A 24103-nucleotide genomic window follows, 5' to 3' on the forward strand; every position below is an offset into this window, starting at 1 on the left:
AAGTATTCGTTAACGCTAGAATTGCGTCGCAGGAACAGTGCTCACCAGCACATTCCATTCGGTTATATGGACCCCTCCCCCGATGATCTCCCTTCGTAATTTCGCCTTGCGCCGCGGCGAGCGGCTGCTGTTGTCCAATGTCGACCTGACCCTGCATGCCGGTTACCGGGTGGGTGTGGTCGGCCGCAACGGTGCTGGCAAGTCCAGCCTGTTCGCGGCAGTGAAGGGTGAACTGGAGGCCGACAAGGGTGACGTCGACCTGCCCGGCAAGATCCGCATTGCCAGCGTCGCCCAGGAAACACCGTCGCTGCCCGACCCCGCGCTGAGCTTCGTGCTGGGCGGCGACATCGAGGTGGCGGCAGTGCTGGCGGCCGAGGCCGAGGCCACCGCCCGCGAAGATTGGGAAGCGGTGGCCGAAGCCCACACGCGCATGGCCGAGCTCAATGCCTACGACGCCGAAGCGCGTGCCGGCAAGCTGCTGCACGGCCTTGGCTTCCCTGCGGAAACGCACCACCGCGCCGTGTCCTCGTTCTCCGGCGGCTGGCGCGTGCGCCTGAACCTGGCCCGCGCGCTGATGATGCCCAGCGACCTGCTGCTGCTCGACGAACCGACCAACCACCTGGATCTGGACGCGGTGTACTGGCTCGAACAGTGGCTGCTGAAGTACCCGGGCACCCTGCTGCTGATCTCGCATGACCGCGAGTTTCTCGACAACGTGGCCACCCACACCCTGCACCTGCACGGTGGCGGTGCCAAACTCTATCCGGGCGGCTACACCGACTTCGAGCGCCAGCGCGCCGAACAGCTGCGCCAGCAGCAGATCGCGCACGAGAAGGAGCAGGCCGAGCGCGCCCACCTGCAGAGCTTCATCGACCGCTTCAAGGCCCAGGCCAGCAAGGCCGCGCAGGCGCAGAGCCGGATGAAGCGCCTGGCCAAGCTGGCCGGTACCGAAGCGGTGCGCGCCGAGCGCGAGTTCCGCATCGAGTTCGCGCCGCCGGCCAAGCTGCCGTTCTCGCTGATCCGCCTGAACCACGTCGAGGCCGGCTATGGCAACGATTCGGTGATCCTGCACAACGTGGGCTTCGGCCTGGAAGCAGGTCAGCGCATCGGCCTGCTGGGCCCCAACGGTGCGGGTAAGACCACCCTGGTGAAGACCCTGGTGGGCGAGCTGGCACCGATCGCCGGCGAACGCGCCGCGCACCCGGACCTGCGCATTGGCTACTTCGCCCAGCACACGGTCGAATCGCTGCATGAAGGGCAGTCGCCGATGGAGCACTTCCGCGAAATCGCCCCGGACGCGCCGAACCAGTCGTTCCGCGATTTCCTCGGCAAGTGGAATTTCCCCGGCGACCGTGCCTTCGAGCCGGTCGATGGCTTCTCCGGTGGCGAGCGTGCCCGCCTGGCACTGGCGTTGATCGCCTGGCAGCAGCCGAACGTGCTGCTGCTGGACGAACCGACCAACCACCTTGACCTGGAAATGCGCGAGGCGCTGGCTGAAGCGCTGGCGGATTTCGACGGCGCGATCGTGATGGTCTCGCATGACCGCCATCTGATCGGTCTGGTCTGCGACACCTTCTGGCGCGTGGCCGATGGTGTGGTCGAGCCGTTCGACGGCGATCTCGATGCCTACGCCGCGTGGCTGCGTACCCGTCCGCAGGCACAGGGCACCAAGGCGCGCATGGAACAAGTCGAAGAGCCGGTGGTGGTCAAGACCACGCCGGTGGCGCAGGTGGTGCAGAAGAAGCCGGTGAACCCGCACAAGCTGGCCTCCGCCGAAGCCAGGGTGGCCGAACTGGAGGGCGCGCTGGCCGAACTGGACCGCCAGCTGGCCGACCCGGCCAACTATGCCGATGCCACCCGCATGGCCGTGCTCGGCCGCGACCGCGAGACCACCGCCGCGCAGCTGGAAAAGGCCGAAGCGGCCTGGATGGAACTGCTGGAGTCCTGACCGGTAGCGCCGGCCGCTGGCCGGCAACCGAAAAGGGGACGGAGGGGATTAAGTCGTTTGTGCCACCAACGACTTAATCCCCTCCGTCCCCTTTTTTATGCCTGCGCCTGCAGCCACTCGCGGAAACGCTTTGCTGGTTCACGCTCGGGGCGTGAGCGCAGCCGCGTCAGCCAATAACGCCCCAGCTCCAGCGTGGTGCTGAACGGTTGAAGCAAACGGCCCTCGGCCAGCTCCTGCTCGAACATGCGTAGCGGCAGCAACGCCACCCCGGCACCGCCGGCGGCAGCCATCGCCACCGTCAACGACGAATCGAACACTGGCCCGCGCGCTTCCACGCCGTTGATGCCGGCTGTCTGCAGCCAGCGCGGCCATTCGTCGCTGCGGTAGGAGCGCAGCAATGGCACCGCGCCCAGGTCCCGTGGCTGTTTCAACCGCCGCGCCAGAGCCGGTGCGCACAGTGGCGCGAACGGCGCATCGAGGATCGCCGTGCAGGACTGGCCCTGCCAGTCGCCGTCACCGAAGCGGATCGCCAGGTCCAGGCCTTCGCCGGCCAGATCGATGCGGTTGTTGTGGGTCTGCAGGCGCAGCTCGATGTCCGGGTGTGCGGCCTCGAACGCGGCCAGCCGTGGCAGCAGCCAACCCGTGGCGAACGTGCCAACCACACCCAGCGTCAGCACCTCGCGTGCCGGGCCGCCGGTGTAGCGCGCGATGCTGGCCGAGATGCGCTCGAACGATTCATTGAGCACCGGGTACAGCGCAGCACCTTCATCGGTGAGGGCGACACCGCGCGGCAGGCGGTGGAACAGGCGGATCCCGAGGCGGTCTTCCAGGCCTCGGATCTGATGACTCAGCGCGGCCTGGCTGACGCACAGCTCCAATGCGGCGCGGGTGAAGTTCTGGTGGCGGGCAGCCGCCTCGAAAGCGCGTAGCGCGTTCAGCGGCAGGGTAGGGTGCAGCATCGGAAAGCCGTGAGCCAGGGTGATGACTGATCCTACCTGTTTGACGGGGTATTCGCCTTGAATCGGGCGTTTGAATGCTCAAGGCATGAGAATAATTGATGGCTGTCGCTGAAATTTCGCGCTGGTCGCCTCCGCAGGGGGCGCCAATAATCGGGCGGTTCCCAGGAGAACCCGCATGCTTGCCCGACGCCGATTCCTGCAGTTCAGTGGTGCTGCCGTTGCTTCCTCGCTGGTCCTGCCGTCGTTGACGCGCGCGGCGGGTGTGAAGACCGCCACCTCCCCGACCGATGCCACCATCAACGCCGCTACCGACTTCGCCGCGCTGGAAAAGGCGTGCGCCGGCCGTTTGGGCGTGACCCTGCTCGACACCGCCAGCGGTCGCCGCGTCGGCCATCGCCAGAAGGAGCGTTTCCCGATGTGCAGCACCTTCAAGAGCATGCTGGCCGCCACCGTGCTCAGCCAGGCCGAACGCACGCCCACGTTGCTGGACAAGCGCGTGCCGGTACGCACCGCCGATCTGCTCTCGCATGCACCGGTGACCCGCCGCCACGCCGGCAAGGACATGACCGTGCGCGATCTGTGCCGGGCCACGATCATCACCAGTGACAACACCGCCGCCAACCTGCTGTTCGGCGTGGTCGGTGGGCCGCCGGCGGTGACGGCCTTCCTGCGTGCCAGCGGGGATGCGGTGAGCCGCAGCGATCGTCTGGAGCCGGAACTGAACAGCTTTGCCGAGGGCGATCCGCGCGACACCACAACGCCGGCAGCGATGGCGGCGAGCCTGCGGCGGGTGGTGCTGGGCGAGGTGCTGCAGCCGGCCTCGCGGCAGCAGTTGGCCGACTGGTTGATCGACAACGAAACCGGCGATGCCTGCCTGCGCGCGGGCCTGGGCAAGCGCTGGCGGGTGGGCGACAAGACCGGCAGCAACGGCGAGGACGCGCGCAACGACATTGCCGTGCTGTGGCCGGTCGCCGCAGGCACGCCATGGGTGCTCACCGCCTACCTGCAGGCCGGGGCGATCAGCAACGAACAGCGCGCGGCCGTGCTGGCACAGGTGGGTCGGATTGCCGATGGGATGATCGGATGAGGTAACCGGGAGTCATCCAGAAACGGCTTGCCGGATCGATTCGGCGCGCGCATCCTGCGCGCGTTCGAACCCCACGGAAGACCCCCATGAGTCATGAATTGATCTACCTGCTGCTGATCTTCGCGCTGCTGGTGATCCCACGTGCGCTGCAGCGTTTCAGCCTGCCTGCGCCGCTGACCTGCCTGCTGTTCGGCATCATCGGCATGCTCTGGCTGGGTGACCAGGCACACGATGCGGTGATCGGCTTGCTGGCCACGCTGGGTATCTCTTCACTGTTCCTGTTCGCCGGCCTGGAAGTTGACCTGCAGGCATTACGTCGCGGGATGTGGCCGCTGCTGGCGCACCTGGTCATCCGCAGTGCGACGTTGTTCGGGGTTGGCTGGTTGGCCTGGCGCTATGCCGGACTGCCGTGGCAGGCCGCGGGCCTGTTGGCGTTGGCACTGCTGACGCCTTCAACGGGCTTCATCATGGATTCGCTGTCGCGGCTGGGTTTGAGTGAGGATGAGCGGTTCTGGGTGACCAGCAAGGCCATTGCCGGTGAGTTGCTGGCGCTGGCAGCGTTGTTCATCGTGCTGCAGGCCGGTGATCCGGGCCATATGGCGCTGTCCAGCCTGGCCCTGCTGGCGATGATGATCGGCCTGCCGCTGCTGTTCATCGCGCTCGGCCGCTGGGTGGCGCCGCATGCGCCGGGTTCGGAGTTCTCGCTGCTGGTGATGGTGGGCATGGTGGCCGCCTACATCACCTACCTGCTGGGCGTGTACTACCTGGTCGGTGCGTTCATCGCCGGGCTGGTCGCGCGGCTGCTGCACCAGCGCATGCCGCTGCTGGCCTCGCACGAAAACCTGCACGCGCTGCGCCTGTTCGCCTCGTTCTTCGTGCCGTTCTACTTCTTCAATGCCGGCACCAAGGTGCCCAGCGAAGCGCTCAGCTTCGAGGCGCTGGGGCTGGGCATCGTGATCACCCTGGTGGTGCTGCCGCTGCGCATCGGCGTGGTCTGGCTGCAGCGCCGGGTGATGTTCGGCGAGAGCTTCCGCAGCAGCCTGCGCGTCTCGCTGGCGCTGGCCCCGACGCTGATCTTCACCCTGGTGTTGGCGGCGATCATGCGCGAGCGCTTCCAGATCCCGGCGGTGCTGTTCGGCGCATTGCTGCTGTATGCCGCGCTGACCACGCTGCTGCCGTCGCTGGTATTCCGCACACCGTTCGACGTCGATCCGGTGGAGCAGGAACCAGCGGGCGAGGGCGAGACCGCACCGGTAGCGGCCACCGAGGTCATTCACGCCGAGCCCCTGAAGGCGCCGCTGCCACCACAGGGCTGAGCCGCAGCCGCGTGCAGCGGCTTGCACTCCCGTGCGTCAAGGCAGACACTGCGCGCCCGTGAAGCGCGCCCTGTCGTGGGCGGCCACAGTCAGGAGCAACAGGCGTGACCCAGGAAAGCAACCCAGACCGCAGCCTGTTGCCGGGCAAGATCCTGTTGTGGTTCTCGGCGATCACGCTGCTGATCCTGTTGGTCTGCAGCTGGTCGATGCCACCGGTGGATGCCTCTGGTTTCCGGCAGACGCAGACCGCGCTGTCGATCGACTGGCTGCTGCGCGGCGGCCCGTGGCTGGACTACATGACCCCGGTGCTGGGTGCGCCCTGGTCGATTCCCTTCGAATTCCCGTTCTACCAATGGCTGGCGGCGCTGTTGTCCAGCATCACCGGCATGAGTGCGGACAACAGCGGGCGGCTGGTCTCCACGTTGTTCCATGCCGGCTGCATCTGGCTGGTCTATCGCACGCTGCTGGCATGGCGTCCGGATCGCACGCTGGCGCTGTGCGTGGCCGGTGCATTCGCGGTGTCGCCCTACGCGCAGTTCTGGGGGCGCTCGGTGATGATGGAGTCCAGTGCCGTGTTCTTCGGCCTGCTCTTTGTCTGGGCGATGGCACGCCTGCGCAGCCAGCCGCGCGCATGGGTGGGGCTGGTCGCGATCGTCGCGGCGGTGCTGTCGGCGGCCATCAAGGTCACGTCCTTCTTCGGCTTTGCCGCGTTCGTCGCGCTGGCGTTCCTGTGGCTGGCCGTGCGCGAGCATGGCTGGCGCCCGCAGTGGCTGCAGCAGCACTGGCGACTGATGGTCTGGGGTAGCCTTTCCGCGCTTGCCGTGCTGGCCACGCTCAGCCTGTGGCTGCAGCATGCCGACGCATTGAAGGCGCAGTCGGCACTGGGCCGGCAGATCACCTCCGATGCACTGTCCACCTGGAACTACGGCACGCTGCAGCAGCGACTGGATCCGGCCACCTGGTGGGGCACGGTGTTCAAGAAGCGCTTCTCCGGTGCGATCGGCTCCAACTGGATCTTCCTCATCTTCGTCATCGCCGGGCTGTGGCAGAAGCGCACGCGCACGGCGGTGGGGGTGTTGCTGCTGGCCTACCTGGCGCCGATCCTGGTCTTCACCAACCTGCACATTGCCCATCCCTACTACCAGGCGGCCAACATCGTGTTCGCCACCTCGGTCATCGGTCTGGTGCTGTGGTCGACGGTGCTGGCGGCAGAGGCTGCCGGCAAGCCGCGTCGCGGCGTAGCGCTGGCGATCGTCCTGTGCGTGCTGTCTGTGGGGTTTGGTCTGGTGAAGTCCTTGAAGGACATCAAGGAAGCGCGTGCGTCGACGCCGGTCTCGCAGATCGCCTCGGCCATCCGTACCGGCACGATGGAGCAGGGCGTGGTCGTCGCCTTCGGCCAGGACTGGTCCTCCGAGCTGCCTTATTTCTCTGGTCGCCGCGCGGTGATGATTCCGGACTGGGCGTCGGATGAGGCGCTCGCCTCGCTGGCCGCTGATGATGCTGCGTTGGGCGGGCTGCCGGCGGCCGCGCTGGTCGACTGCCCCAACCAGATCGGCAGCACGCCCGAGCGCGCGCGCTGGCTGGCCGACATCAGCCGTCGCCATGCGGCCGGGGGGCAGAAGCAGGACATTGGTGGCTGCCAGGTCTGGCTGCACCGCTGATGTGCTGTGGCCGGACCGTGCGGTTTGCGCGCGCCGGCCAGGGTCGCTAGGGTTGGGGGCATGAGACCGCTCACCGTCATTGCCGCTTCCGCCCTCCTGCTCGGACTGGCTGCCTGTTCGCAGCCCGCCGAGACGGTCACCCATGATCTGGCCACCGCACCGGCCGACGCCTTCATGGCGGCGATCGCCGCCCATTGCGGCCAGGCGTATGAGGGCAAGGTGGTGCAGGACACGCCGGCACCGACCGGCACGGATCCGTTCGCCGGCCAGCGCCTGGTCATGCATGTGCGGGGGTGTGCCGATCCCGCCCATGAGCTGCGGATTCCCTTCCACGTCGGCGATGACCACTCGCGGACCTGGGTGCTGACCCGTACCAGCGCCGGCCTGCGCCTGAAGCACGACCATCGGCATGCTGATGGAAGCCCGGATGCGATCACCCTGTACGGTGGCGACAGCACCCCGCCGGGCAGCGCCGAGCGCCAGCAGTTTCCGGCCGATACCGACTCAGTGGCGATGTTCCGCAGGGCCGACATGCTGGCTTCGACCCACAACACTTGGGCGATGGAGATCGAACCGGACCAGCGTTTCGTCTATGAGCTGAGCCGGCCGGGTGGCCGCCTGTTCCGCGTGCAGTTCGACCTGTCCAAGCCAGTGGACCTGCCGCCACCGCCGTGGGGCGACGAGAAGGCCCCCCAGTAGATCCACGCCATGCGTGGATGAGGCCTCTGCGGTAGATCCACGCCATGCGTGGGTGCGAGATGCCTGACCGGGGTCAAAGCCCTGGCCGTCGGCCAGGGCTCCGACCCTGTGCTCAGCGCACGCCGAAGCGTGCCCGGCAACCGTTGCTCACCCACACCTGGCCGCGTGAATAGCCCCAGCTGCGTCCTTCCTGGCAGGCGCTGCCGGACAATTGCTGCTGCAGCACCGGCCGGCCCTGGCGTTCATCCCAGTCGCAGTTCTGCGTGCGGTTGTTGTTGCTGCTGCAGGTAACGGAGTAGTTGCGGTCACCGCCGCCCCAGCCACCGCCGCCACCGCCGCCCCAGCCGCTGGCTTCGGCGAACTCGGCGCGGCAGCCATTGCTGACCCACACTGCGCCGTTGCGCACGCCCCAGCTGCGGCCTTCGTTGCACGGGCTTCCGGACAGCTGGCGGACCAGGCGGGCGTTGCGCCAACCGACCGGGCAGCTGCGCTCGCGGTTGTTCTCGCTCTCGCAGCGGATCGTTTCACCGGGCCGGCCGTTGTTGCCACCCCAGCCGCCGCCATTGCCGCCACCCCAGCCGCCGCGGGCTTCGACGAACTCGGCGCGGCAGCCATTGGTGACCCAGATGCTGCCGTTGCGGCTGCCCCAGGTGCGGCCCTCCTCGCAGGCCGAGCCGGACAACTGGCGCACCAGCTGCGCATTGCGCCAGCCGGTATTGCAGACCCGTTCGCGGTTGCTCTGGCTCTCGCAGCGGACCACGCCGCTCTGAGCATGGGCCGACGGAGCGGGCAGGGCCAGGCCGGCAAGGCCGCCCAGGCTCAGGGTGACGGCCAGGCTGGCCAGGGACAGCGGTTTCATGGCGGCATCCCATACGGTGGCAGGTGCCTGACTATAGGGAAGGGGGCGATCAAGCCGGCGTGACTGGCCGGATTTGCCCCGGCCGGGGCCTCGGCCGCAGAATACGAGGCTTTCCGGCCCCCATCCGGTGCCGGCGTTCTCCAGCGGAGCTTTCCCCCCATGCGTACCCACTTCTGCGGCCTGGTCGACGAGACCCTGATTGGCCAGACTGTCACCCTCGCCGGCTGGACCGACGTGGCCCGTAACCAGGGCGGCGTCTGCTTCATCGATCTCCGCGATCATGAAGGCATCGTGCAGGTGACCGTGGAGGTCGACAACGCCGAAGTGTTCGCCGTGGCCGCCTCGCTGGGCTATGAGGACGTGCTGCAGGTCGAAGGTGTGGTGCGCGCGCGCCATGCGGTGAACGACAAGATCGCCACCGGCAAGGTGGAAGTGATCGCCACCGCCATCACCGTGCTGAACAAGGCCGCGCCGCTGCCGTTCCATGCCCACGAGAACCCGGGCGAAGAAACTCGCCTGAAGTACCGCTACCTGGACCTGCGCCGCCCGGAAATGCAGCGCATGCAGCGCACCCGCATCAAGCTGGTGCAGGCGCTGCGCCGCCACCTGGACGAAAAGGGCTTCCAGGACATCGAGACCCCGATCCTGACCAAGGCTACCCCGGAAGGCGCGCGTGACTTCCTGGTGCCGGCGCGCATGCACCCGGGTGAGTTCTACGCCCTGCCGCAGAGCCCGCAGCTGTTCAAGCAGATCCTGATGGTGGCCGGCTTCGACCGCTACTACCAGATCGCGCGCTGCTTCCGCGATGAGGCCCTGCGTGCCGACCGCCAGCTGGAGTTCACCCAGCTCGACATGGAGTTCGCTTTCGTCCGCGAGCGCGATGTGCAGGACTTCGTCGAAGACATGATCCGCGCCATCTTCAAGGAAGTGGTCGACGTGCAGCTGGACGCAAGCTTCCCGCGCATGACCTGGGCCGAGGCGATGCGTCGCTACGGTTCGGACAAGCCGGACCTGCGCATCGCGCTGGAACTGGTGGACGTGGCCGAGCTGGTCAAGGACAGCGAGTTCCCGGTGTTCACCGGCCCGGCCAATGACCCCGAAGGCCGCGTGGCCGCGCTGCGCATCCCGGGCGGTGCGTCGCTGAGCCGCAAGCAGATCGACGAGTACGCCGCACACGCTGCCAAGTACGGCGCCAAGGGCCTGGCGTACATCAAGATCGCCGACAACGGCGAAGTCAGCTCGCCGATCCAGAAGTTCTTCAGCGAAGCCTCCTTCGCTGCGCTGGTCGCCCATGTCGGCGCCGGCAATGGCGACATCGTGTTCTTCGGCGCCGGTGGCTACAACAAGGTCTCCGACTTCATGGGCGCGCTGCGCCTGAAGGCCGGCAAGGACTTCGGCCTGGTCGCCGACGGCTGGGCGCCGCTGTGGGTCACTGATTTCCCGATGTTCGAGTGGGACGACGAAGCCCAGCGCTACGTCGCCCTGCATCACCCCTTCACCGCGCCGGCCGTGGACGACATCGCCGACCTGCGCGCCAATGCAAAGACCGCAGTCTCGCGCGGCTACGACATGGTGCTCAACGGCAATGAAATCGGCGGCGGTTCGATCCGTATCCACCGTCCGGACATGCAGAGCGCCGTGTTCGAACTGCTCGGCATCGGTGCCGAAGAGGCCCGGGCCAAGTTCGGCTTCCTGCTCGACGCCCTGAACTACGGCGCGCCGCCGCACGGCGGCATCGCCTTCGGCATCGACCGTATCGCCGCGCTGATGGCCGGCACCGAGTCGATCCGCGACGTCATCCCGTTCCCCAAGACCACCGGTGCACAGGATCTGATGACCGACGCGCCGTCGCCGATCGTCGACGCGCAGCTGGCCGAAGTGCACATCCAGGTTCGCCCCAAGACCAACTGATCAGGAGATCCAGGCAATGACCGAGTTCGCGTTTTCGCTGGAGTGGGAAAAGCTGGGCAATGAAGGCTCCGAGGCCAACCTGGTCACCGAGCGCGCACGTGTGTTCGGTGGTTGGCTGGTCCGCGTCGGTACCAACCCGGCGGCGATGGCCCTGACCTTCGTCGCCGACGGCGAAGGCCGTTGGGACGGTGAAGACTTCGGCGTCGAGGATTACGAGGACGACGAAGAGGAAGAGTACGACGAGGACGAGGAAGGCGAGGAAGAAGAGGACGAGGACGAAGAGGAATACGAGGAAGAGGAAGAGGAAGAGGAAGACGAAGCGGAAACGCCTGAAAAGGCTTGACCCGCTCTTCGCGCTGACGTCAACTTCCCGTATGTATTCGATCCGCCGCGCTACCGTGGACGACGCGCCGACCCTGTCGGCGCTGGCTGCCCGCACGTTCACTGAAACCTTCGGCCATCTGTATCCGCCGCAGGACCTGCAGGCCTTCCTCGAGGAGGCCTACACGGTCGAGCGCCAGCGCGTGATCCTGGCCCACCCCGATTACGCGGTGTGGCTGCTGGAACTGGACGGGGAGGCGGTCGGCCATGCCGCCGCCGGCCCGTGTGGCCTGCCGCACCCGGACGTGAAGCCCGGTGATGGCGAACTCAAGCGGCTGTACCTGATCAAGACGCAGCAGAGCTGCGGCTGGGGTAGTCGTCTGCTGGAAAGCGCATTGGCGTGGCTGGAACACGAAGGCCCGCGCACGCTGTGGCTGGGCGTGTGGTCGGAAAATTTCGGCGCGCAGCGCTTCTACGCCCGCTACGGTTTCGAGAAGGCCGGCGAGTATCTGTTCCCGGTGGGCGAAACCTACGATCTTGAATTCATCCTGCGCCGCGCACCGCGCGCGGCCTGACGTTCACCGCCGCTTGCTGCGCGCGCGTGTTCAATCACCGTATGTTCCTGCCCCGCTGACCGCCAGGCTGTCTGCATGACTCCCCCCGTACTGCTGCTGCACGGCATCTGGAATGCCCGCGCCTGGGTCGGCCCGCTGGCCTGGCGCCTGCGCGCGCGCGGTTTCCAGGTGCACGCCTTCGGATACTCCTCGGTGTTCGGTGGCCCCGATGTTGCCGTGCCGCAACTGCTGGAGCGGCTGGCCGATGCCGGTCCGCTGTCGCTGGTCGGCCACAGCCTGGGCGGATTGCTGGCCCTGGAGGCCCTGCGCCGCAATCCGCAGCTGCCGGTGCAGCGTGTGGTCTGCCTGGGCTCGCCGCTGCGCGGCAGCGGCACCGCACGCTCGTTGTCCGAGCATGGCTGGGGCCTGGCGCTGGGCCGCAGCAGCGAACTGCTGCTCGATGGCCTGCCGGACTGGCGGGGCAACGCGGAAGTCGGGCTGATCGCCGGCTCGGTGCCGCACGGGTTGGGCAGTCTTCTGGGAGCGATCGACGACGCTTCCGATGGTACCGTGGCGCTGGCCGAGACCCGCCTGCCGGGCCTGGCAGACCACTGCGTGGTCCGGACCAGCCACAGCGGCCTGGTCGTATCGCCCGACGCAGCGCGGCAGACCGCGCATTTCCTGCGCCACGGCGCCTTCGACCACAGCCGCGGCGCCGCGGCGGCATAAGGCGGTTCGCCGGGCATGGCCCGGCGCTACCGGCCTGCATCGGTGGGTGCGAACCGTTGGTTCGCACGTTCTTGGCCGGCTCATGCCCGACGGCAGTAGATCCACGCCATGCGTGGATGGCGCCATCCCGATCTCCCGTCGGCCCTAGACACGGTTTCAGCGCCCGATCAGGTAGAATCCGCGCCTTGATCCTGAAGCAGCCAGACGGTAGCACCCATGGGTAGAGGCCCCTCCATCGAAGCCCGCAAGAACGCGTCCGACGCGAAGCGTGGCAAGATTTTCACCAAGATCATCCGCGAGATCGGCGTCGCCGCGCGCGGCGGTGGAGGCGACCCCAACAACAACCCGCGCCTGCGCGTGGCGATGGACAAGGGTCTGGGCGTGAACATGTCCAAGGACGTGATCGAGCGCGCCATCAAGAAGGCCACCGGTGAACTGGAAGGCGTCGATTACGAGGAAATCCGCTACGAGGGCTACGCCCCGGGTGGCGTGGCCGTGATCGTCGACTGCCTGACCGACAACCGCGTGCGCACCGTGGCAGATGTCCGCCATGCCTTCAGCAAGTGCGGCGGCAACATGGGCACCGAAGGTTCGGTGGCTTTCATGTTCAAGCGCCTGGGCGTGCTCAGCTTTGCTCCGGGCAGCGACGAGGAAGCCATCACCGAAGCGGCCATCGAGGCCGGCGCCGATGACATCGTGGTCTACCCGGATGACGGTTCGATCGACGTGGTCACCAGCCCGGACGCGTTCAACGCGGTCAAGGACGCCATGGCCGCCGCCGGCCATGTCGCTGACCACGCCGAGATCACCTTCCGCGCGGACAACGACATCAAGGTCGAGGGCGACGTCGCCCTGCAGGTCAAGAAGCTGCTGGACATGCTCGAAGACCTGGACGACGTGCAGGACGTGTATTCCAACGCCGAACTCGGCGCCGACGCCTACGCCTGAGCCGTCATCGACGGCCTGGGCGCGGGCCGTTGAACGGTCATCGCGGACAGTCATGAGCCCATACGCCTGCCAGCGCTTCCCGTTCCGTCCCGCCAGGAGTGCGGCATGACCCGTATCCTCGGCATCGACCCCGGTTCGCAGCGGACCGGGGTCGGCATCATCGATGTCGATGCCGCCGGTCGCCTCAGTCACGTGCACCACCAGCCGCTGGTGCTGCTTGGCGCCGACGACTTCCCGCAGCGCATGAAGCTGCTGGTGCTCGGCCTGGCCGAGCTGTGCCGCGAGTACCAGCCGCAGGAAGTGGCCATCGAGAAGGTGTTCATGGCCCGCAACCCCGATTCGGCGCTGAAGCTGGGCCAGGCCCGCGGCGCGGCGATTTCCGCCGTGGTGCTGCGCGACCTCCCGGTGCACGAATATGCCGCCAGCGAGATCAAGCTGGCCGTGGTCGGCCGCGGTGGCGCAGAAAAGCAACAGGTTCAACACATGGTCGGGCTCATGCTCAACCTGAAAACCAAGCTGCAGGCCGACGCGGCCGACGCGTTGGCGGTGGCGATCACCCATGCCCACGTAAGGGCAACGGCCAACCGCCTGGGGCTCAGTGCCCGCCAGGCGTGGGGTCGCAAATGAGGAGCTGCACGCAATGATCGGTCGACTGCGCGGCATCGTCGCCTACAAGGCGCCGCCGTGGCTGGTGGTGGACGTGAACGGAGTGGGCTACGAACTGGAGGCGCCGATGAGCACCTTCTATGACCTGCCCGAGCTCGGCCGCGAGGTCACCCTGTATACCCATTACTCGCAGAAGGAAGACAGCGTCTCGCTGTACGGCTTCCTGCGCGAGGGTGAGCGGCGCCTGTTCCGCGATGTGCAGAAGGTCAGCGGCATCGGCGCGAAGATCGCGCTGGCCGTGCTGTCCGGCGTCACCGTGGAAGAGTTCGCACGCATGGTCCAGGCCGGCGACATCACCGCGCTGACCCGCATCCCGGGCATCGGCAAGAAGACCGCCGAGCGCATGGTGCTGGAGCTGCGCGACCGCGCCGCCCAGTTTGGCGCCGGTGGCGCGCTGCCCACCGGCAGCGGTCCGGCCCCGGCCGATCCGCTGTCCGATGCCACCGTGGCCCTGCAGCAGCTGGGCTACAAGCCGGCCGAAGCCGCGCGCATGGCCCGCGAAGCCTTCAACGAAGGCGACGAAGTGGCCAGCGTGATCCGCAAGGCCCTGCAGTCGGCGCTGCGCTGAGCCGCGTCCTTTCCCCACATCCCATCGCCTGAGCTTCGCCAGGAGTCCCATGTCCAGCAGTCAAACCCCGCACACAACCGCCCCGGGCGGTCACGGTCACGCCCCCCCGGCCGGGGGACTGGCGCTGATCATCGGTGCGATCGGCGTGGTCTTCGGCGATATCGGCACCAGTCCGCTGTACACCCTGAAGGAGGCGTTCTCGCCGCACTACGGGCTCACCAGCGACCATGACACCGTGCTGGGCGTACTGTCGCTGGCGTTCTGGGCGCTGAACATCGTGGTCACCCTGAAGTACGTGACCATCATCATGCGTGCCGACAACGATGGCGAAGGCGGCATCATGGCACTGATGGCGCTGACCCAGCGGACTCTGCGCAACGGGTCGCGCTCTGCCTACGTGGTGGGCATCCTGGGCATCTTCGGTGCGTCGTTGTTCTTCGGCGATGGTGTGATCACGCCGGCGATATCGGTGCTGGGTGCCGTTGAAGGCCTGGAGGTCGCCGCCCCCGGGCTGCACGCCTTCATCGTGCCGATCACCGTGGTGGTGCTGCTGGCGGTGTTTGCCGTACAGCGTTTCGGCACCGCGAAGATCGGCAAGCTGTTCGGGCCGATCACCTCGATCTGGTTCATTTCGCTGGCGGCGATCGGCATCTACAACATTGTTGATGCGCCGGAAGTGTTGAAAGCCTTCAACCCGTGGTGGGCGATCCGTTTCTTCATGGAGCATGGCTGGCACAGCATCTTCATCCTCGGTGCGGTGGTGCTGGCGGTGACCGGCGGTGAGGCGCTGTACGCCGACATGGGCCACTTCGGCGCCAAGCCGATCCGTCACGCCTGGTACTTCTTCGTGCTGCCGTGCCTGGTGCTGAATTACCTGGGGCAGGGCGCGCTGGTGCTCAACCACCCCGAAGCGGTGAAGAACCCGTTCTTCGAGGCGGTGCCGTCGTGGGCGCTGTACCCGATGATCATCCTGGCCACGATGGCGGCGGTGATCGCCTCGCAGTCGGTCATCACCGGTGCGTTCTCGGTCTCGCGCCAGGCAATGCAGCTGGGTTACATCCCGCGCATGCGCATCAAGCACACCTCGCACGACACCATCGGCCAGATCTACATCCCGGGCATCAACTGGGGCATCGCGGTGATGGTGATCGGCCTGGTGCTGGCCTTCCGTAGCTCGTCCAACTTGGCCGTGGCCTACGGCATCTCGGTATCGGCGACGATGCTGATCGACACCCTGTTGCTGGCCCTGGTCGCACGCTCGCTGTGGCCGAAGGCGCGTAACTGGATCCTGCCGCTGTGCGTGGTGTTCTTCATCATCGACCTCGGCTTCGTCATCGCCAACGGCGCCAAGCTGCTGCAGGGCGCCTGGTTCCCGGTGGTGCTGGGCATCTTCCTGTTCACCATGATGCGCACCTGGCGTCGTGGCCGCGAGCTGCTGCGTGATGAGATCCGCAAGGACGGCATCCGCCTGGATACCTTCCTGCCGGGCCTGATGCTGGCGCCGCCGGTACGCGTGCCCGGCACCGCGGTGTTCCTCACCGCCGACCCGACCGTGGCCCCGCACGCACTGATGCATAACCTCAAGCACAACAAGGTGCTGCACGAGCGCAACGTGTTCCTGCACGTGGTGACCCTGCCGGTTCCCTATGCGCCGGAGGGGCAACGGCTGAAGATCGAATCGGTGGGTGACGAGTTCTACCGCGTCTACGTGCGCTTCGGCTTCATGGAGACCCCGGACGTACCGCTGGCGCTGATGCGTTCGTGCGATCACGGCGGCATCTACTTCGACCCGATGGACACCACCTTCTTCGCCAGCCGCGAGACCATCGTGGCCACCGCCAACCGCGGCATGCCGATCTGGCGCGACAAGCTGTTCGCGCTGATGCATCGCAACGCCGCTCCAGCCACGGGCTTCTTCCGCATTCCCGGCAACCGCTTGGTAGAGCTGGGCGCGCAGGTGGAGATCTGACGCGCGCGGGGTCGGATCCCTTTTCCACAGGAAAAGGGCTCTGACCCCATGCTTCGCGCATCAGAGAGTGGGGTCAGAGCCGTTTCCCGTTGGAAAACGGATCCGACCCTGTGTCGACCCCGTGTCGACCAAGGTCGACACCCACCGGCAGATTGCGGGTGCCGGGCGCAGCCCGGCCGAAACCCGCGCTTTTGCCGCATAATCAGCACATGACCGACGACCGCATCATCGGCGCCGGCGCCACCCGCGAGGATGACGCCGCCGACGCCAGCATCCGCCCCAAACGCCTGGCCGACTATCTTGGCCAGGCCCCGGTGCGCGAGCAGCTGGAGATCTACATCGAAGCGGCCAAGGCCCGTGGCGATGCGCTCGACCATGTGCTGATCTTCGGCCCGCCGGGGCTGGGCAAGACCACTCTCAGCCACGTCATCGCCAACGAGCTGGGTGTGGCGCTGCGGGTGACCTCCGGCCCGGTGATCGAAAAGGCCGGCGACCTCGCCGCGCTGCTGACCAACCTGCAGCCGCACGATGTGCTGTTCATCGACGAGATCCATCGCTTGTCGCCGGTGGTCGAGGAAGTGCTGTACCCGGCGATGGAAGACTTCCAGATCGACATCATGATCGGCGAGGGCCCTGCGGCCCGCTCGATCAAGATCGATCTGCCGCCGTTCACCCTGATCGGCGCCACCACCCGCGCCGGCCTGCTGACCGCACCGCTGCGCGACCGCTTTGGCATCGTCCAGCGCCTGGAGTTCTACAGCGTCGAGGAACTGACCCGGATCGTGCGCCGCTCGGCCACCATCCTCGGCATCGACTGCACCGCCGATGGCGCCGGGGAAATCGCGCGCCGCGCGCGTGGCACCCCGCGTATCGCCAACCGCCTGCTGCGCCGCGTGCGCGACTATGCCCAGGTCAAGGCCGGTGGGCACATCGACGAGCCCGTGGCCCAGGCCGCCATGAAGATGCTCAAGGTCGACCCGGAAGGCTTCGACGAGCTCGACCGGCGTCTGCTCAAGACCATGGTGGACTACTTCGACGGTGGTCCGGTCGGCATCGAATCGCTGGCCGCGGCGTTGTCCGAAGAGCGCGGCACGCTGGAAGATGTGGTCGAACCGTACCTGATCCAGCAGGGCTTCCTGGTGCGCACCGCGCGCGGCCGCATGGCCACCCACAAGGCCTATCGGCACATGGGCCTGAAACCGAAGAACCCGCCGCAGGACCTGTTTGCGGAGGTTCCCGATGTCGGTTGAGCCCCGATTCAGTTGGCCGACACGCATTTACTGGGAAGATACCGACGCAGGTGGCGTGGTTTACCACGCCCGTTACGTGGCCTTCATGGAACGGGCCCGGACCGAATGGATGCGTGCGCTGGGCTATGGCCAGGAGCGCATGCGCGCCGAGCACGGGATGATCTTCGCGGTGCGTTCGATGCAGATGGATTTCATCAAGCCGGCGCGGCTGGATGACACCCTGCAGGTGAGCGCCCGCCTGGTGCAGCTGAAGAAGGCCAGCATGGTCTTCAACCAGCAGGTCCTGCGCGACGGCGAACTGCTGCTGTCGGCGCAGGTCCGCATCGCCGCACTGGAAGCGGCCAGTTTCCGCCCGCGTGGCATGGACGAAACCGTCCTCGCCGTGCTGCAACCCCACCTCCACCCCGAATCCGAACACTGAGGAACAACGGATGATCGCAACGCTCCTGGCCCTGCTGGCCACGGTCACCGAGGCATTGCCGGCCGATGTCAGCAACGCCGCGACCCAGACCCTTGCCCAGGCCGCCACCGGCGGCGGCATCAATTACCTCGAACTGATGGCCAAGGCCAGCCTGCCGGTGAAGCTCATCGTGCTGCTGCTGCTGGTCGGCTCGTTCGTCAGCTGGGTGATCATTTTCCGCAAGGCCCGCGTGTTCAAACAGGCCACCCGCGAAGCCGACGAATTCGAGAACCGCTTCTGGTCGGGTGCCGACCTGGGCAAGCTGTACAGCTCGGCCACCGACCGCAGCCGTAATGTCGGCGGCCTGGAAGCGATTTTCGAAGCGGGTTTCCGCGAGTACAGCCGCCTGCGTGACAAGCGCCGGCTGGACGGCCGCGCGCAGCTGGAAGGTGCCCAGCGCGCGATGCGCACCACCTACACCCGCGAAGTCGATCAGCTCGAGCGCAACCTGGAACTGCTGGCCAACATCGGCTCGACTGCCCCCTACGTGGGCCTGGTCGGTACTGTGTTCGGCATCATGGTGACCATGCACGACATGATCAGCAGCGGTGCGCAGGCTGGTATCGCCGCCGTAGCGCCGGGTATTTCCGAGGCGCTGTTCGCAACCGCCATCGGCCTGTTCGTGGCGATCCCGGCGGTGTGGGCCTACAACCGGTTCACCACCCGCGTGGAGCGCATGTCGGTGCGGTTCGAGACCTTCGCCGAAGAGTTCAGCTCCATCCTGCAGCGCCAGAGCGCTGGCGACGAGTAAGCGCCTGACCCGGGAGTCCAAGCCATGTCCGCTGCCATCGGTCGCCGCAAGCGCCGCAAGCTGAAATCGGAAATCAACGTCGTTCCCTACATCGACGTCATGCTGGTGCTGCTGATCATCTTCATGGTCACGGCGCCGCTGCTCACCCTGAGCTTCGACGTCGACCTGCCCCAGTCCAACGCCAAGGCGCTGGAAAGCAAGCAGGACCCGGTGATCGTCTCGGTGCGCCAGGACGGCCAGCTCAGCCTGAAGCTGCCCGACGCCAAGGAACCGGCCGCCGTGTCGGCCGAGGAGCTGGAAGGGCGCCTGGCCGGCATCGTCGCCCAGGACAAGGGCGTGCGCGTGATCGTCGCCGCCGACCGTGCCGTGGCCTATGAAAAGGTCATTGCCGCGATGGATGTGATCAAGCGCGCCAAGGTAGACAAGGTAGGCCTGGCCACCGATGCACGCTGACGCCCTGCCACCTCCGCAGCAGCGCGAACCCGGCTGGGGCCTGCCCCTGGCGCTGGCGGTGCTGGTGCATCTGCTGGTCGCGCTGATCTTCATCGGCGCCTGGCTGTGGTCGCCCGAACGCAACACCGATGCCGCCGCCGGCGATCCGTCGGTCGAGGCCAGCCTGGCGCTGTCCGCGTCCGAGGCCGCTGCCGCGCGCCAGGCGCTGCGCCAGTCGGAGAAACTGGAAGACCTGCCGCCGCCGGTCGCCGAGCCGATCCCGGTGCCGGAAGACACCGTGCCGCCGCCGCAGCCGATTCCCGAACCGCGCCCGCAGGACGCCCCGACGCCGCAGCAGCAACAGGCGCAGGAGCGTGTCGCGCAGCCGGACACCAAGGACCAGGAAGCGGCGAGCGCGCTGGCCATCTCGCAGGAGAAGGCCAAGCAGGAGCAGGAAGCCAAGCGCCGCCAGGAGCAGATCGATCTGACCGAGCGCAAGCGCCAGGAAGAAGCGGAGCAGAAGCTGCGCCTGGCCAAGCAGCAGGAAGAGGACGCCAAGAAGAAGCTGGCTGACCAGGCGCGCCAGGCCGCAGACAAGGCCGAGGCCGAGAAGCAGAAGAAAATCGCCGAGATCCGTGCCCGGCGCGAGCAGGCCGAGAAGGAAGCCAAGCTGGCCGAACAGAAGCTGCGTCAGGTGGCTGCTGCGCGCAATGCGGCGGGTACGGCCGCTGCCGGTGCCAGTGGTGCTGCGCAGCCGGCGGCCGGTGGCGGTGGCAACAGCAATGATCTGACGGCCAAGTACGCTGCGGCGATCCAGGCCAAGGTGCGTGACACCTGGACCCGCCCGGACAGCGTGCCGCTGGGCCAGCGCTGCCAGGTCACCATCACCCAGATCCCGGGCGGCCAGGTGCTGCAGGCCAAGGTGGGCGCCAACTGCCCCTACGACGAGGCCGGCAAGCGCTCGATCGAGGCGGCGGTGCTCAATGCCCAGCCGTTGCCATACCGCGGCTTCGAGTCGGTGTTCAATCGCACGCTCAACCTGACCTTCACTGCGCAGGATTGATCGGGCAGGGCAGGGCGGCCATCAGGCCGCCCGCGCCAACGTTTGTCGTTCTTGCCTCTGGTGGGGCCGGTCTCGGGCGGGCACGCTGGGGGCTGCTGTCGAACGCCGCTCTGTCAGGGGGCGTGACCGGGGCCGGCGGGCGCGATGTTAGCCACGACGTTAACGATGCGTGAGAAGACGGGCTGGAACTGACCCGGAATTCACGTACCCTTGGTTCATGATTGCGAAGTGGTTCACTTCCGCTTTGCTATCCCTTGTCCGGTTTCCCCCTATTGAGCGCTCCATGAAAAAGATGCCTCGCTGGCTTGCCGTGTTTGCGGCCCTGTTGTTGCCCTTCGCTGCCGTCGCGCAGCAGAAGGGGCTGGATATCGACATCATCGGCGGCAATGCCTCCGCGCTGCCGATCACCATCGTGCCGATGCCCTACCAGGGTTCGTCGGCGGCTCCGCAGACCGATGTCGCCGGAGTGGTCCGCGCCGATCTGGAGCGCTCGGGCCAGTTCCGCACGCTGCCGGAAGCGCAGATCGTCGAAAAGCCGGTGCGCGGCGGCGACATCCAGTTCGCCACCTGGCGCGCGCTGAAGCAGAACTACATCGTGGTCGGCCGGGTGCTCGACGCCGGTGCCGGCGCCTACCGCGTCGAGTACGAGCTGTTCGATGTGCCCAAGGGCGAGCGCCTGCTCGGCCTGGCGATGACCGCCCGTGGCAATGCCATGCGCGACGTCGCCCACCAGATGGCTGACGCCATCTACGAGAAGATCACCGGTGTCCGCGGCGCCTTCTGGACCCGCATCGCCTACGTGACCGCCAGCGGCAAGGGTGATGCCATGCGCTATGCGCTGATGGTTGCCGACTCCGATGGCTACAACCCGCAGACCATCGTGCGTTCGGCCGAACCGCTGCTGTCGCCGTCGTGGAGCCCGGATGGCAGCAAGCTGGCCTATGTCAGCTTCGAGCGTGGCAATTCGGCGATCTACATCCAGAACATCGGTACCGGCGCGCGTGAGTTGATCACCAGCTTCCGCGGCATCAACAGCGCTCCGGCGTTCTCGCCGGATGGCCGCAAGCTGGCCCTGACCCTGTCGCGTTCGGGCAACCCCGAAATCTACGTGATGGACCTGGGCAGCAAGCAGCTGACCCAGCTGACCAACCACTTCGCCATCGATACCGAGCCGACCTGGGCACCGGACGGCAGCGCGGTGTACTTCACCTCCGATCGTGGCGGTCGCCCGCAGGTCTACAAGGTGGGCGCGGGCGGTGGCAGCGCCGAGCGCGTGACTTTCCAGGGCAACTACAACGCCAAGCCCTCGGTGTCCTACGACGGCAAGAAGATCGCCGTCGCCCAGGGCTCGGGCAACAGCTACAAGATCGCGATGATGGACAGCTCGCTGGGTTCGCCCCGCTGGAGCACGCTGTCGCCGGGGTCCCTGGATGAATCTCCCAGCTTTGCGCCCAACGCAAGCATGGTGTTGTACGCCGCCCGCGAGGGTGGCCGTGGTGTGCTGTACGCCGTTTCGGCCGATGCGCGCGTACGCCAGCGCCTGGTACTGGCTGACGGAGATGTGCGCGAACCGGCATGGTCCCCATACCGTACCCAGCGCTAAAAGAGTGTTAACATTTTGCTGTCTTGAACCCCTCATCATCGGCCTAGGAGCCACAAAGGTATCGCCATGAACAAGTCCACCCGCGTTCTGCTTGTTTCCCTGCTGTCTGTGGCCGTCCTGGCCGGTTGCTCGAAGAAGGTCAAGGAAGAAGTGCCGGCTTCGGTCGACACCGGCACCTCGACCACCACCCCGACCGGTCCGTCCACCTCCGGCCTGTACGGCCCGGGCGATCTGGACACCGACGCTTGCCTGCGCCAGCGCGTTGTCTACTTCGACCTGGACAAGGAAGACGTGAAGCCGGAATTCCAGGCCATCATGGCTTGCCACGCCAAGTACCTGCGTGACCGTCCGTCCTCGCGCATCACCCTCCAGGGCCACACCGACGAGCGCGGTTCGCGCGCGTACAACCAGGCCCTGGGCGAGCGTCGTGGCAACGGCGTCAACTCGGCCCTGCAGGCCAACGGTGGCTCGGCTTCGCAGCTGACCGTCGTGTCCTACGGTGAAGAGCGTCCGGTCTGCACCGAGTCGAACGAGTCCTGCTGGTCGCAGAACCGTCGCGTCGAAATCGTCTACACCGCGCAGTAATCCATGCGCATTGGCATCACATTGATGCTGGTCGTTGCGGCAGCCCTCGCGGCTGCCGCACCGGCGCATGCACAGCGACAGAGCCTGGCCGATCGTGTCGGCGCGCTCGAGCAGCAGATGTACAACAACAGTGCCAACCAGGACCTGTTGAACCAGATCAACCAGCTGCGGCAGCAGGTGACCAGCCTGCAGGCCTCGATCGAGCAGTTGCAGCACGACAACGCCCAGCTCAAGCAGTCCGCCCAGGATCAGTACCTGGATCTGGACAGCCGCCTGAACCGGTTGGAAGGGGGCAATGCCGCCCCGGCCCTGCCGCCCGTTCCGGCGAGCGCGCCCAAGGCCGCTCCGGCCCCGGCGAAACCGGCAGCGGCGGCCACTTCCGAGCGGCCGCCTTCCGTCCATGGTGACGCCGGCAGCCTTGCCGCCACCGGCGACGAGCGCACCTCCTACAACGTCGCCTTCGATTCGCTGAAGGCCGGCAAGTACGACGATTCGGCGCAGCTGTTCCTGAGCTTCCTGCAGCTGTACCCGAACGGCGTCTATGCGCCGAACGCGCTGTACTGGCTGGGCGAGAGCTACTACGCCACCCGCAATTTCCCGATGGCCGAGACCCAGTTCCGTGAACTGCTCTCGCGTTATCCGACCCACGACAAGGCCGCTGGCGGCCTGCTCAAGGTTGGCCTCTCGCAGTACGGCGAGGGCAAGGTCGACCAGGCCCAGCAGACGCTGGAGACCGTCGTGGCGCAGTACCCCGGCTCGGACGCCGCCCGCACTGCACAGGATCGGCTGCAGTCGATCCGCCTCGGCAAGCAGATCCGCTGATCCGCTGACCGGGCGTACAATGGCAGCCCCGTAGAGCCGAGCCCACGCTCGGCTGCTTTCGTTTCCGGATCGGCCATCCCGGGCCACGCCCCCCGGCTTTTCCTGTAGAGCCGAGCCATGCTCGGCTGCAATCGTTACCGGCCACGGTAGCCCTTCCGCCACCTGCCCCAGCAAGACGTACCCGCCATGACCGCCGTTACCCCGTCCAATGCCGTCGCCACGCCCAGCGACATCGTGCAATCGCCCCTGCCGCGCCTGAAGATCACTGAGATCTTCACCTCGCTGCAGGGTGAAGCCGATACCGCCGGCTGGCCGACCGTGTTCGTGCGCCTGACCGGTTGCCCGCTGCGCTGCCAGTACTGCGACACGGCTTATGCCTTCCATGGCGGTACCTGGTGGGACATCGACGATATCGTGGCCGAGGTGCTGGCCCAGGGCGTGCGCCACGTCTGCGTGACAGGCGGCGAGCCTTTGGCGCAGAAGCGCTGCCTGGTGCTGCTGGAGAAGCTGTGCGATGCCGGGATGGATGTTTCGCTGGAAACCTCCGGCGCACTGGACGTCAGCGCGGTGGACCCGCGCGTGTCGCGCGTGGTCGACATCAAGACGCCGGGTTCGGCCGAAGCGGCACGCAACCGACTGGAAAACCTGCCGCTGCTGACCGCGCGCGACCAGATCAAGTTCGTCGTCTGCAGCCGCGAGGATTACGACTGGGCCAAGGCCATGGTCGCCGAACACGACCTGGTGAAGCGTTGCACTGTGTTCTTCTCGCCCAGCAAGGGTGAGATCACCGCGCGCCAGCTGGCCGACTGGATCGTTGAAGATCGGCTGCCGGTGCGTTTCCAGATGCAGTTGCATAAAATCCTGTGGAACGACGAGCCCGGCCGATGACCCGGCGCGACGTTCCCTGATGTAGCTCCGGCGCGGGACAGCGTGCTGGCTTTC

The 24103-nt window shown here is 66.8% G+C and carries 24 protein-coding genes; 22 read left to right on the forward strand and 2 right to left on the reverse strand.

The annotated features are described in order from the left end of the window. The first annotated feature begins 82 nt into the window (after nucleotides 1-82). Nucleotides 83-1948: an ABC-F family ATP-binding cassette domain-containing protein gene (locus tag ABH900_RS07535; protein ID WP_429622263.1), complete on the forward strand. Its 1866-nt coding sequence runs from the start codon at nucleotides 83-85 to the stop codon at nucleotides 1946-1948. Between the two features lie 95 nt (nucleotides 1949-2043). Here ABH900_RS07535 and ampR read toward each other — a convergent pair whose 3' ends face one another. Further along, nucleotides 2044-2907: a LysR family transcriptional regulator AmpR gene (ampR, locus tag ABH900_RS07540; protein ID WP_429622264.1), complete on the reverse strand. Its 864-nt coding sequence runs from the start codon at nucleotides 2905-2907 to the stop codon at nucleotides 2044-2046. A 175-nt stretch (nucleotides 2908-3082) separates the two neighbouring features. On the opposite strand from ampR, the gene blaL2 reads away from it, so the two are divergent. From blaL2 to ABH900_RS07560, 4 genes are all read left to right on the forward strand, one after another. Then, nucleotides 3083-3994, forward strand: coding sequence for a L2 family extended-spectrum class A beta-lactamase (gene blaL2 / locus ABH900_RS07545; RefSeq protein ID WP_429622265.1), 912 nt, complete (start codon nucleotides 3083-3085; stop codon nucleotides 3992-3994). Nucleotides 3995-4080: 86 nt separating this feature from the next. Then, entirely contained in the window at nucleotides 4081-5310 is a 1230-nt protein-coding gene (locus ABH900_RS07550) for a cation:proton antiporter (protein WP_429622266.1), read from the forward strand. A gap of 104 nt (nucleotides 5311-5414) precedes the next feature. Beyond that, the gene (locus tag ABH900_RS07555) at nucleotides 5415-6971 is read left to right on the forward strand and encodes an ArnT family glycosyltransferase (protein ID WP_429622267.1); all 1557 of its coding nucleotides are present in this window, start codon (nucleotides 5415-5417) and stop codon (nucleotides 6969-6971) included. 60 nt (nucleotides 6972-7031) lie between these two features. Beyond that, on the forward strand, nucleotides 7032-7670 hold the full coding sequence (locus ABH900_RS07560; protein ID WP_429622268.1) for a hypothetical protein: 639 nt from the start codon (nucleotides 7032-7034) through the stop codon (nucleotides 7668-7670). 112 nt (nucleotides 7671-7782) lie between these two features. Here ABH900_RS07560 and ABH900_RS07565 read toward each other — a convergent pair whose 3' ends face one another. Further along, entirely contained in the window at nucleotides 7783-8529 is a 747-nt protein-coding gene (locus ABH900_RS07565) for a DUF3011 domain-containing protein (protein WP_429622269.1), read from the reverse strand. 159 nt (nucleotides 8530-8688) lie between these two features. Here ABH900_RS07565 and aspS point away from each other — a divergent pair, with 159 nt between their 5' ends. The 17 genes from aspS (at nucleotide 8689) to queE (ending at nucleotide 24049) form a co-directional block, all read left to right on the forward strand. Continuing rightward, nucleotides 8689-10440, forward strand: coding sequence for an aspartate--tRNA ligase (gene aspS / locus ABH900_RS07570; protein ID WP_429622270.1), 1752 nt, complete (start codon nucleotides 8689-8691; stop codon nucleotides 10438-10440). A gap of 16 nt (nucleotides 10441-10456) precedes the next feature. After that, entirely contained in the window at nucleotides 10457-10783 is a 327-nt protein-coding gene (locus ABH900_RS07575; protein ID WP_429622271.1) for a DNA primase, read from the forward strand. 31 nt (nucleotides 10784-10814) lie between these two features. Then, entirely contained in the window at nucleotides 10815-11336 is a 522-nt protein-coding gene (locus tag ABH900_RS07580) for an N-acetyltransferase family protein (protein WP_429622272.1), read from the forward strand. A gap of 75 nt (nucleotides 11337-11411) precedes the next feature. Then, nucleotides 11412-12044: an esterase/lipase family protein gene (locus tag ABH900_RS07585; RefSeq protein WP_429622273.1), complete on the forward strand. Its 633-nt coding sequence runs from the start codon at nucleotides 11412-11414 to the stop codon at nucleotides 12042-12044. Nucleotides 12045-12260: 216 nt separating this feature from the next. Then, entirely contained in the window at nucleotides 12261-12992 is a 732-nt protein-coding gene (locus tag ABH900_RS07590) for a YebC/PmpR family DNA-binding transcriptional regulator (RefSeq protein WP_429622274.1), read from the forward strand. A gap of 105 nt (nucleotides 12993-13097) precedes the next feature. Next, nucleotides 13098-13619, forward strand: a complete 522-nt coding sequence (gene ruvC, locus ABH900_RS07595) for a crossover junction endodeoxyribonuclease RuvC (RefSeq protein ID WP_429622275.1) — start codon at nucleotides 13098-13100, stop codon at nucleotides 13617-13619. A gap of 13 nt (nucleotides 13620-13632) precedes the next feature. Next, nucleotides 13633-14226 carry a Holliday junction branch migration protein RuvA gene (gene ruvA / locus ABH900_RS07600; protein ID WP_429622276.1) on the forward strand — a complete coding sequence of 198 codons (594 nt, stop codon included), beginning with the start codon at nucleotides 13633-13635 and terminating at the stop codon, nucleotides 14224-14226. Between the two features lie 49 nt (nucleotides 14227-14275). Further along, entirely contained in the window at nucleotides 14276-16195 is a 1920-nt protein-coding gene (locus tag ABH900_RS07605; protein WP_429622277.1) for a potassium transporter Kup, read from the forward strand. Nucleotides 16196-16404: 209 nt separating this feature from the next. Then, nucleotides 16405-17445 (forward strand): Holliday junction branch migration DNA helicase RuvB, encoded by a 1041-nt coding sequence (gene ruvB / locus ABH900_RS07610; protein WP_100440323.1) that lies wholly within the window; start codon nucleotides 16405-16407, stop codon nucleotides 17443-17445. Further along, on the forward strand, nucleotides 17435-17866 hold the full coding sequence (gene ybgC, locus ABH900_RS07615) for a tol-pal system-associated acyl-CoA thioesterase (RefSeq protein ID WP_429622278.1): 432 nt from the start codon (nucleotides 17435-17437) through the stop codon (nucleotides 17864-17866). The genes ruvB and ybgC overlap by 11 nt, the downstream gene beginning before the upstream one ends. 10 nt (nucleotides 17867-17876) lie before the next feature. Then, nucleotides 17877-18656 carry a protein TolQ gene (tolQ, locus tag ABH900_RS07620; RefSeq protein ID WP_429622279.1) on the forward strand — a complete coding sequence of 260 codons (780 nt, stop codon included), beginning with the start codon at nucleotides 17877-17879 and terminating at the stop codon, nucleotides 18654-18656. Nucleotides 18657-18680: 24 nt separating this feature from the next. Next, nucleotides 18681-19109: a protein TolR gene (gene tolR, locus ABH900_RS07625; RefSeq protein WP_429622280.1), complete on the forward strand. Its 429-nt coding sequence runs from the start codon at nucleotides 18681-18683 to the stop codon at nucleotides 19107-19109. After that, nucleotides 19099-20151, forward strand: a complete 1053-nt coding sequence (gene tolA, locus ABH900_RS07630) for a cell envelope integrity protein TolA (protein ID WP_429622281.1) — start codon at nucleotides 19099-19101, stop codon at nucleotides 20149-20151. Before tolR ends, tolA begins: the two co-directional genes overlap by 11 nt. 283 nt (nucleotides 20152-20434) lie before the next feature. Further along, nucleotides 20435-21754 carry a Tol-Pal system beta propeller repeat protein TolB gene (gene tolB / locus ABH900_RS07635; RefSeq protein ID WP_429622282.1) on the forward strand — a complete coding sequence of 440 codons (1320 nt, stop codon included), beginning with the start codon at nucleotides 20435-20437 and terminating at the stop codon, nucleotides 21752-21754. A 66-nt stretch (nucleotides 21755-21820) separates the two neighbouring features. Further along, nucleotides 21821-22339 carry a peptidoglycan-associated lipoprotein Pal gene (pal, locus tag ABH900_RS07640; protein ID WP_053495572.1) on the forward strand — a complete coding sequence of 173 codons (519 nt, stop codon included), beginning with the start codon at nucleotides 21821-21823 and terminating at the stop codon, nucleotides 22337-22339. A 3-nt stretch (nucleotides 22340-22342) separates the two neighbouring features. Continuing rightward, on the forward strand, nucleotides 22343-23161 hold the full coding sequence (gene ybgF, locus ABH900_RS07645) for a tol-pal system protein YbgF (protein WP_429622283.1): 819 nt from the start codon (nucleotides 22343-22345) through the stop codon (nucleotides 23159-23161). Nucleotides 23162-23347: 186 nt separating this feature from the next. Beyond that, on the forward strand, nucleotides 23348-24049 hold the full coding sequence (gene queE, locus ABH900_RS07650) for a 7-carboxy-7-deazaguanine synthase QueE (RefSeq protein ID WP_429622284.1): 702 nt from the start codon (nucleotides 23348-23350) through the stop codon (nucleotides 24047-24049). Nucleotides 24050-24103 lie beyond the last annotated feature (54 nt).

It is taken from the genome of Stenotrophomonas sp. AN71, from assembly GCF_050435725.1.
In the GTDB taxonomy this organism is placed as follows: Bacteria; Pseudomonadota; Gammaproteobacteria; order Xanthomonadales; family Xanthomonadaceae; genus Stenotrophomonas.

Bases quoted from the DNA above. Each gene is read 5' to 3' on its own strand.
- ABH900_RS07535 (WP_429622263.1), top strand. From the start codon at position 83: ATGATCTCCCTTCGTAATTTCGCCTTGCGCCGCGGCGAGCGGCTGCTG.
- ampR (WP_429622264.1), bottom strand. From the start codon at position 2,907: ATGCTGCACCCTACCCTGCCGCTGAACGCGCTACGCGCTTTCGAGGCG.
- blaL2 (WP_429622265.1), top strand. From the start codon at position 3,083: ATGCTTGCCCGACGCCGATTCCTGCAGTTCAGTGGTGCTGCCGTTGCT.
- ABH900_RS07550 (WP_429622266.1), top strand. From the start codon at position 4,081: ATGAGTCATGAATTGATCTACCTGCTGCTGATCTTCGCGCTGCTGGTG.
- ABH900_RS07560 (WP_429622268.1), top strand. From the start codon at position 7,032: ATGAGACCGCTCACCGTCATTGCCGCTTCCGCCCTCCTGCTCGGACTG.
- ABH900_RS07565 (WP_429622269.1), bottom strand. From the start codon at position 8,529: ATGAAACCGCTGTCCCTGGCCAGCCTGGCCGTCACCCTGAGCCTGGGC.
- aspS (WP_429622270.1), top strand. From the start codon at position 8,689: ATGCGTACCCACTTCTGCGGCCTGGTCGACGAGACCCTGATTGGCCAG.
- ABH900_RS07575 (WP_429622271.1), top strand. From the start codon at position 10,457: ATGACCGAGTTCGCGTTTTCGCTGGAGTGGGAAAAGCTGGGCAATGAA.
- ABH900_RS07580 (WP_429622272.1), top strand. From the start codon at position 10,815: ATGTATTCGATCCGCCGCGCTACCGTGGACGACGCGCCGACCCTGTCG.
- ABH900_RS07585 (WP_429622273.1), top strand. From the start codon at position 11,412: ATGACTCCCCCCGTACTGCTGCTGCACGGCATCTGGAATGCCCGCGCC.
- ABH900_RS07590 (WP_429622274.1), top strand. From the start codon at position 12,261: ATGGGTAGAGGCCCCTCCATCGAAGCCCGCAAGAACGCGTCCGACGCG.
- ruvC (WP_429622275.1), top strand. From the start codon at position 13,098: ATGACCCGTATCCTCGGCATCGACCCCGGTTCGCAGCGGACCGGGGTC.
- ruvA (WP_429622276.1), top strand. From the start codon at position 13,633: ATGATCGGTCGACTGCGCGGCATCGTCGCCTACAAGGCGCCGCCGTGG.
- ABH900_RS07605 (WP_429622277.1), top strand. From the start codon at position 14,276: ATGTCCAGCAGTCAAACCCCGCACACAACCGCCCCGGGCGGTCACGGT.
- ruvB (WP_100440323.1), top strand. From the start codon at position 16,405: ATGACCGACGACCGCATCATCGGCGCCGGCGCCACCCGCGAGGATGAC.
- ybgC (WP_429622278.1), top strand. From the start codon at position 17,435: ATGTCGGTTGAGCCCCGATTCAGTTGGCCGACACGCATTTACTGGGAA.
- tolQ (WP_429622279.1), top strand. From the start codon at position 17,877: ATGATCGCAACGCTCCTGGCCCTGCTGGCCACGGTCACCGAGGCATTG.
- tolR (WP_429622280.1), top strand. From the start codon at position 18,681: ATGTCCGCTGCCATCGGTCGCCGCAAGCGCCGCAAGCTGAAATCGGAA.
- tolA (WP_429622281.1), top strand. From the start codon at position 19,099: ATGCACGCTGACGCCCTGCCACCTCCGCAGCAGCGCGAACCCGGCTGG.
- tolB (WP_429622282.1), top strand. From the start codon at position 20,435: ATGAAAAAGATGCCTCGCTGGCTTGCCGTGTTTGCGGCCCTGTTGTTG.
- pal (WP_053495572.1), top strand. From the start codon at position 21,821: ATGAACAAGTCCACCCGCGTTCTGCTTGTTTCCCTGCTGTCTGTGGCC.
- ybgF (WP_429622283.1), top strand. From the start codon at position 22,343: ATGCGCATTGGCATCACATTGATGCTGGTCGTTGCGGCAGCCCTCGCG.
- queE (WP_429622284.1), top strand. From the start codon at position 23,348: ATGACCGCCGTTACCCCGTCCAATGCCGTCGCCACGCCCAGCGACATC.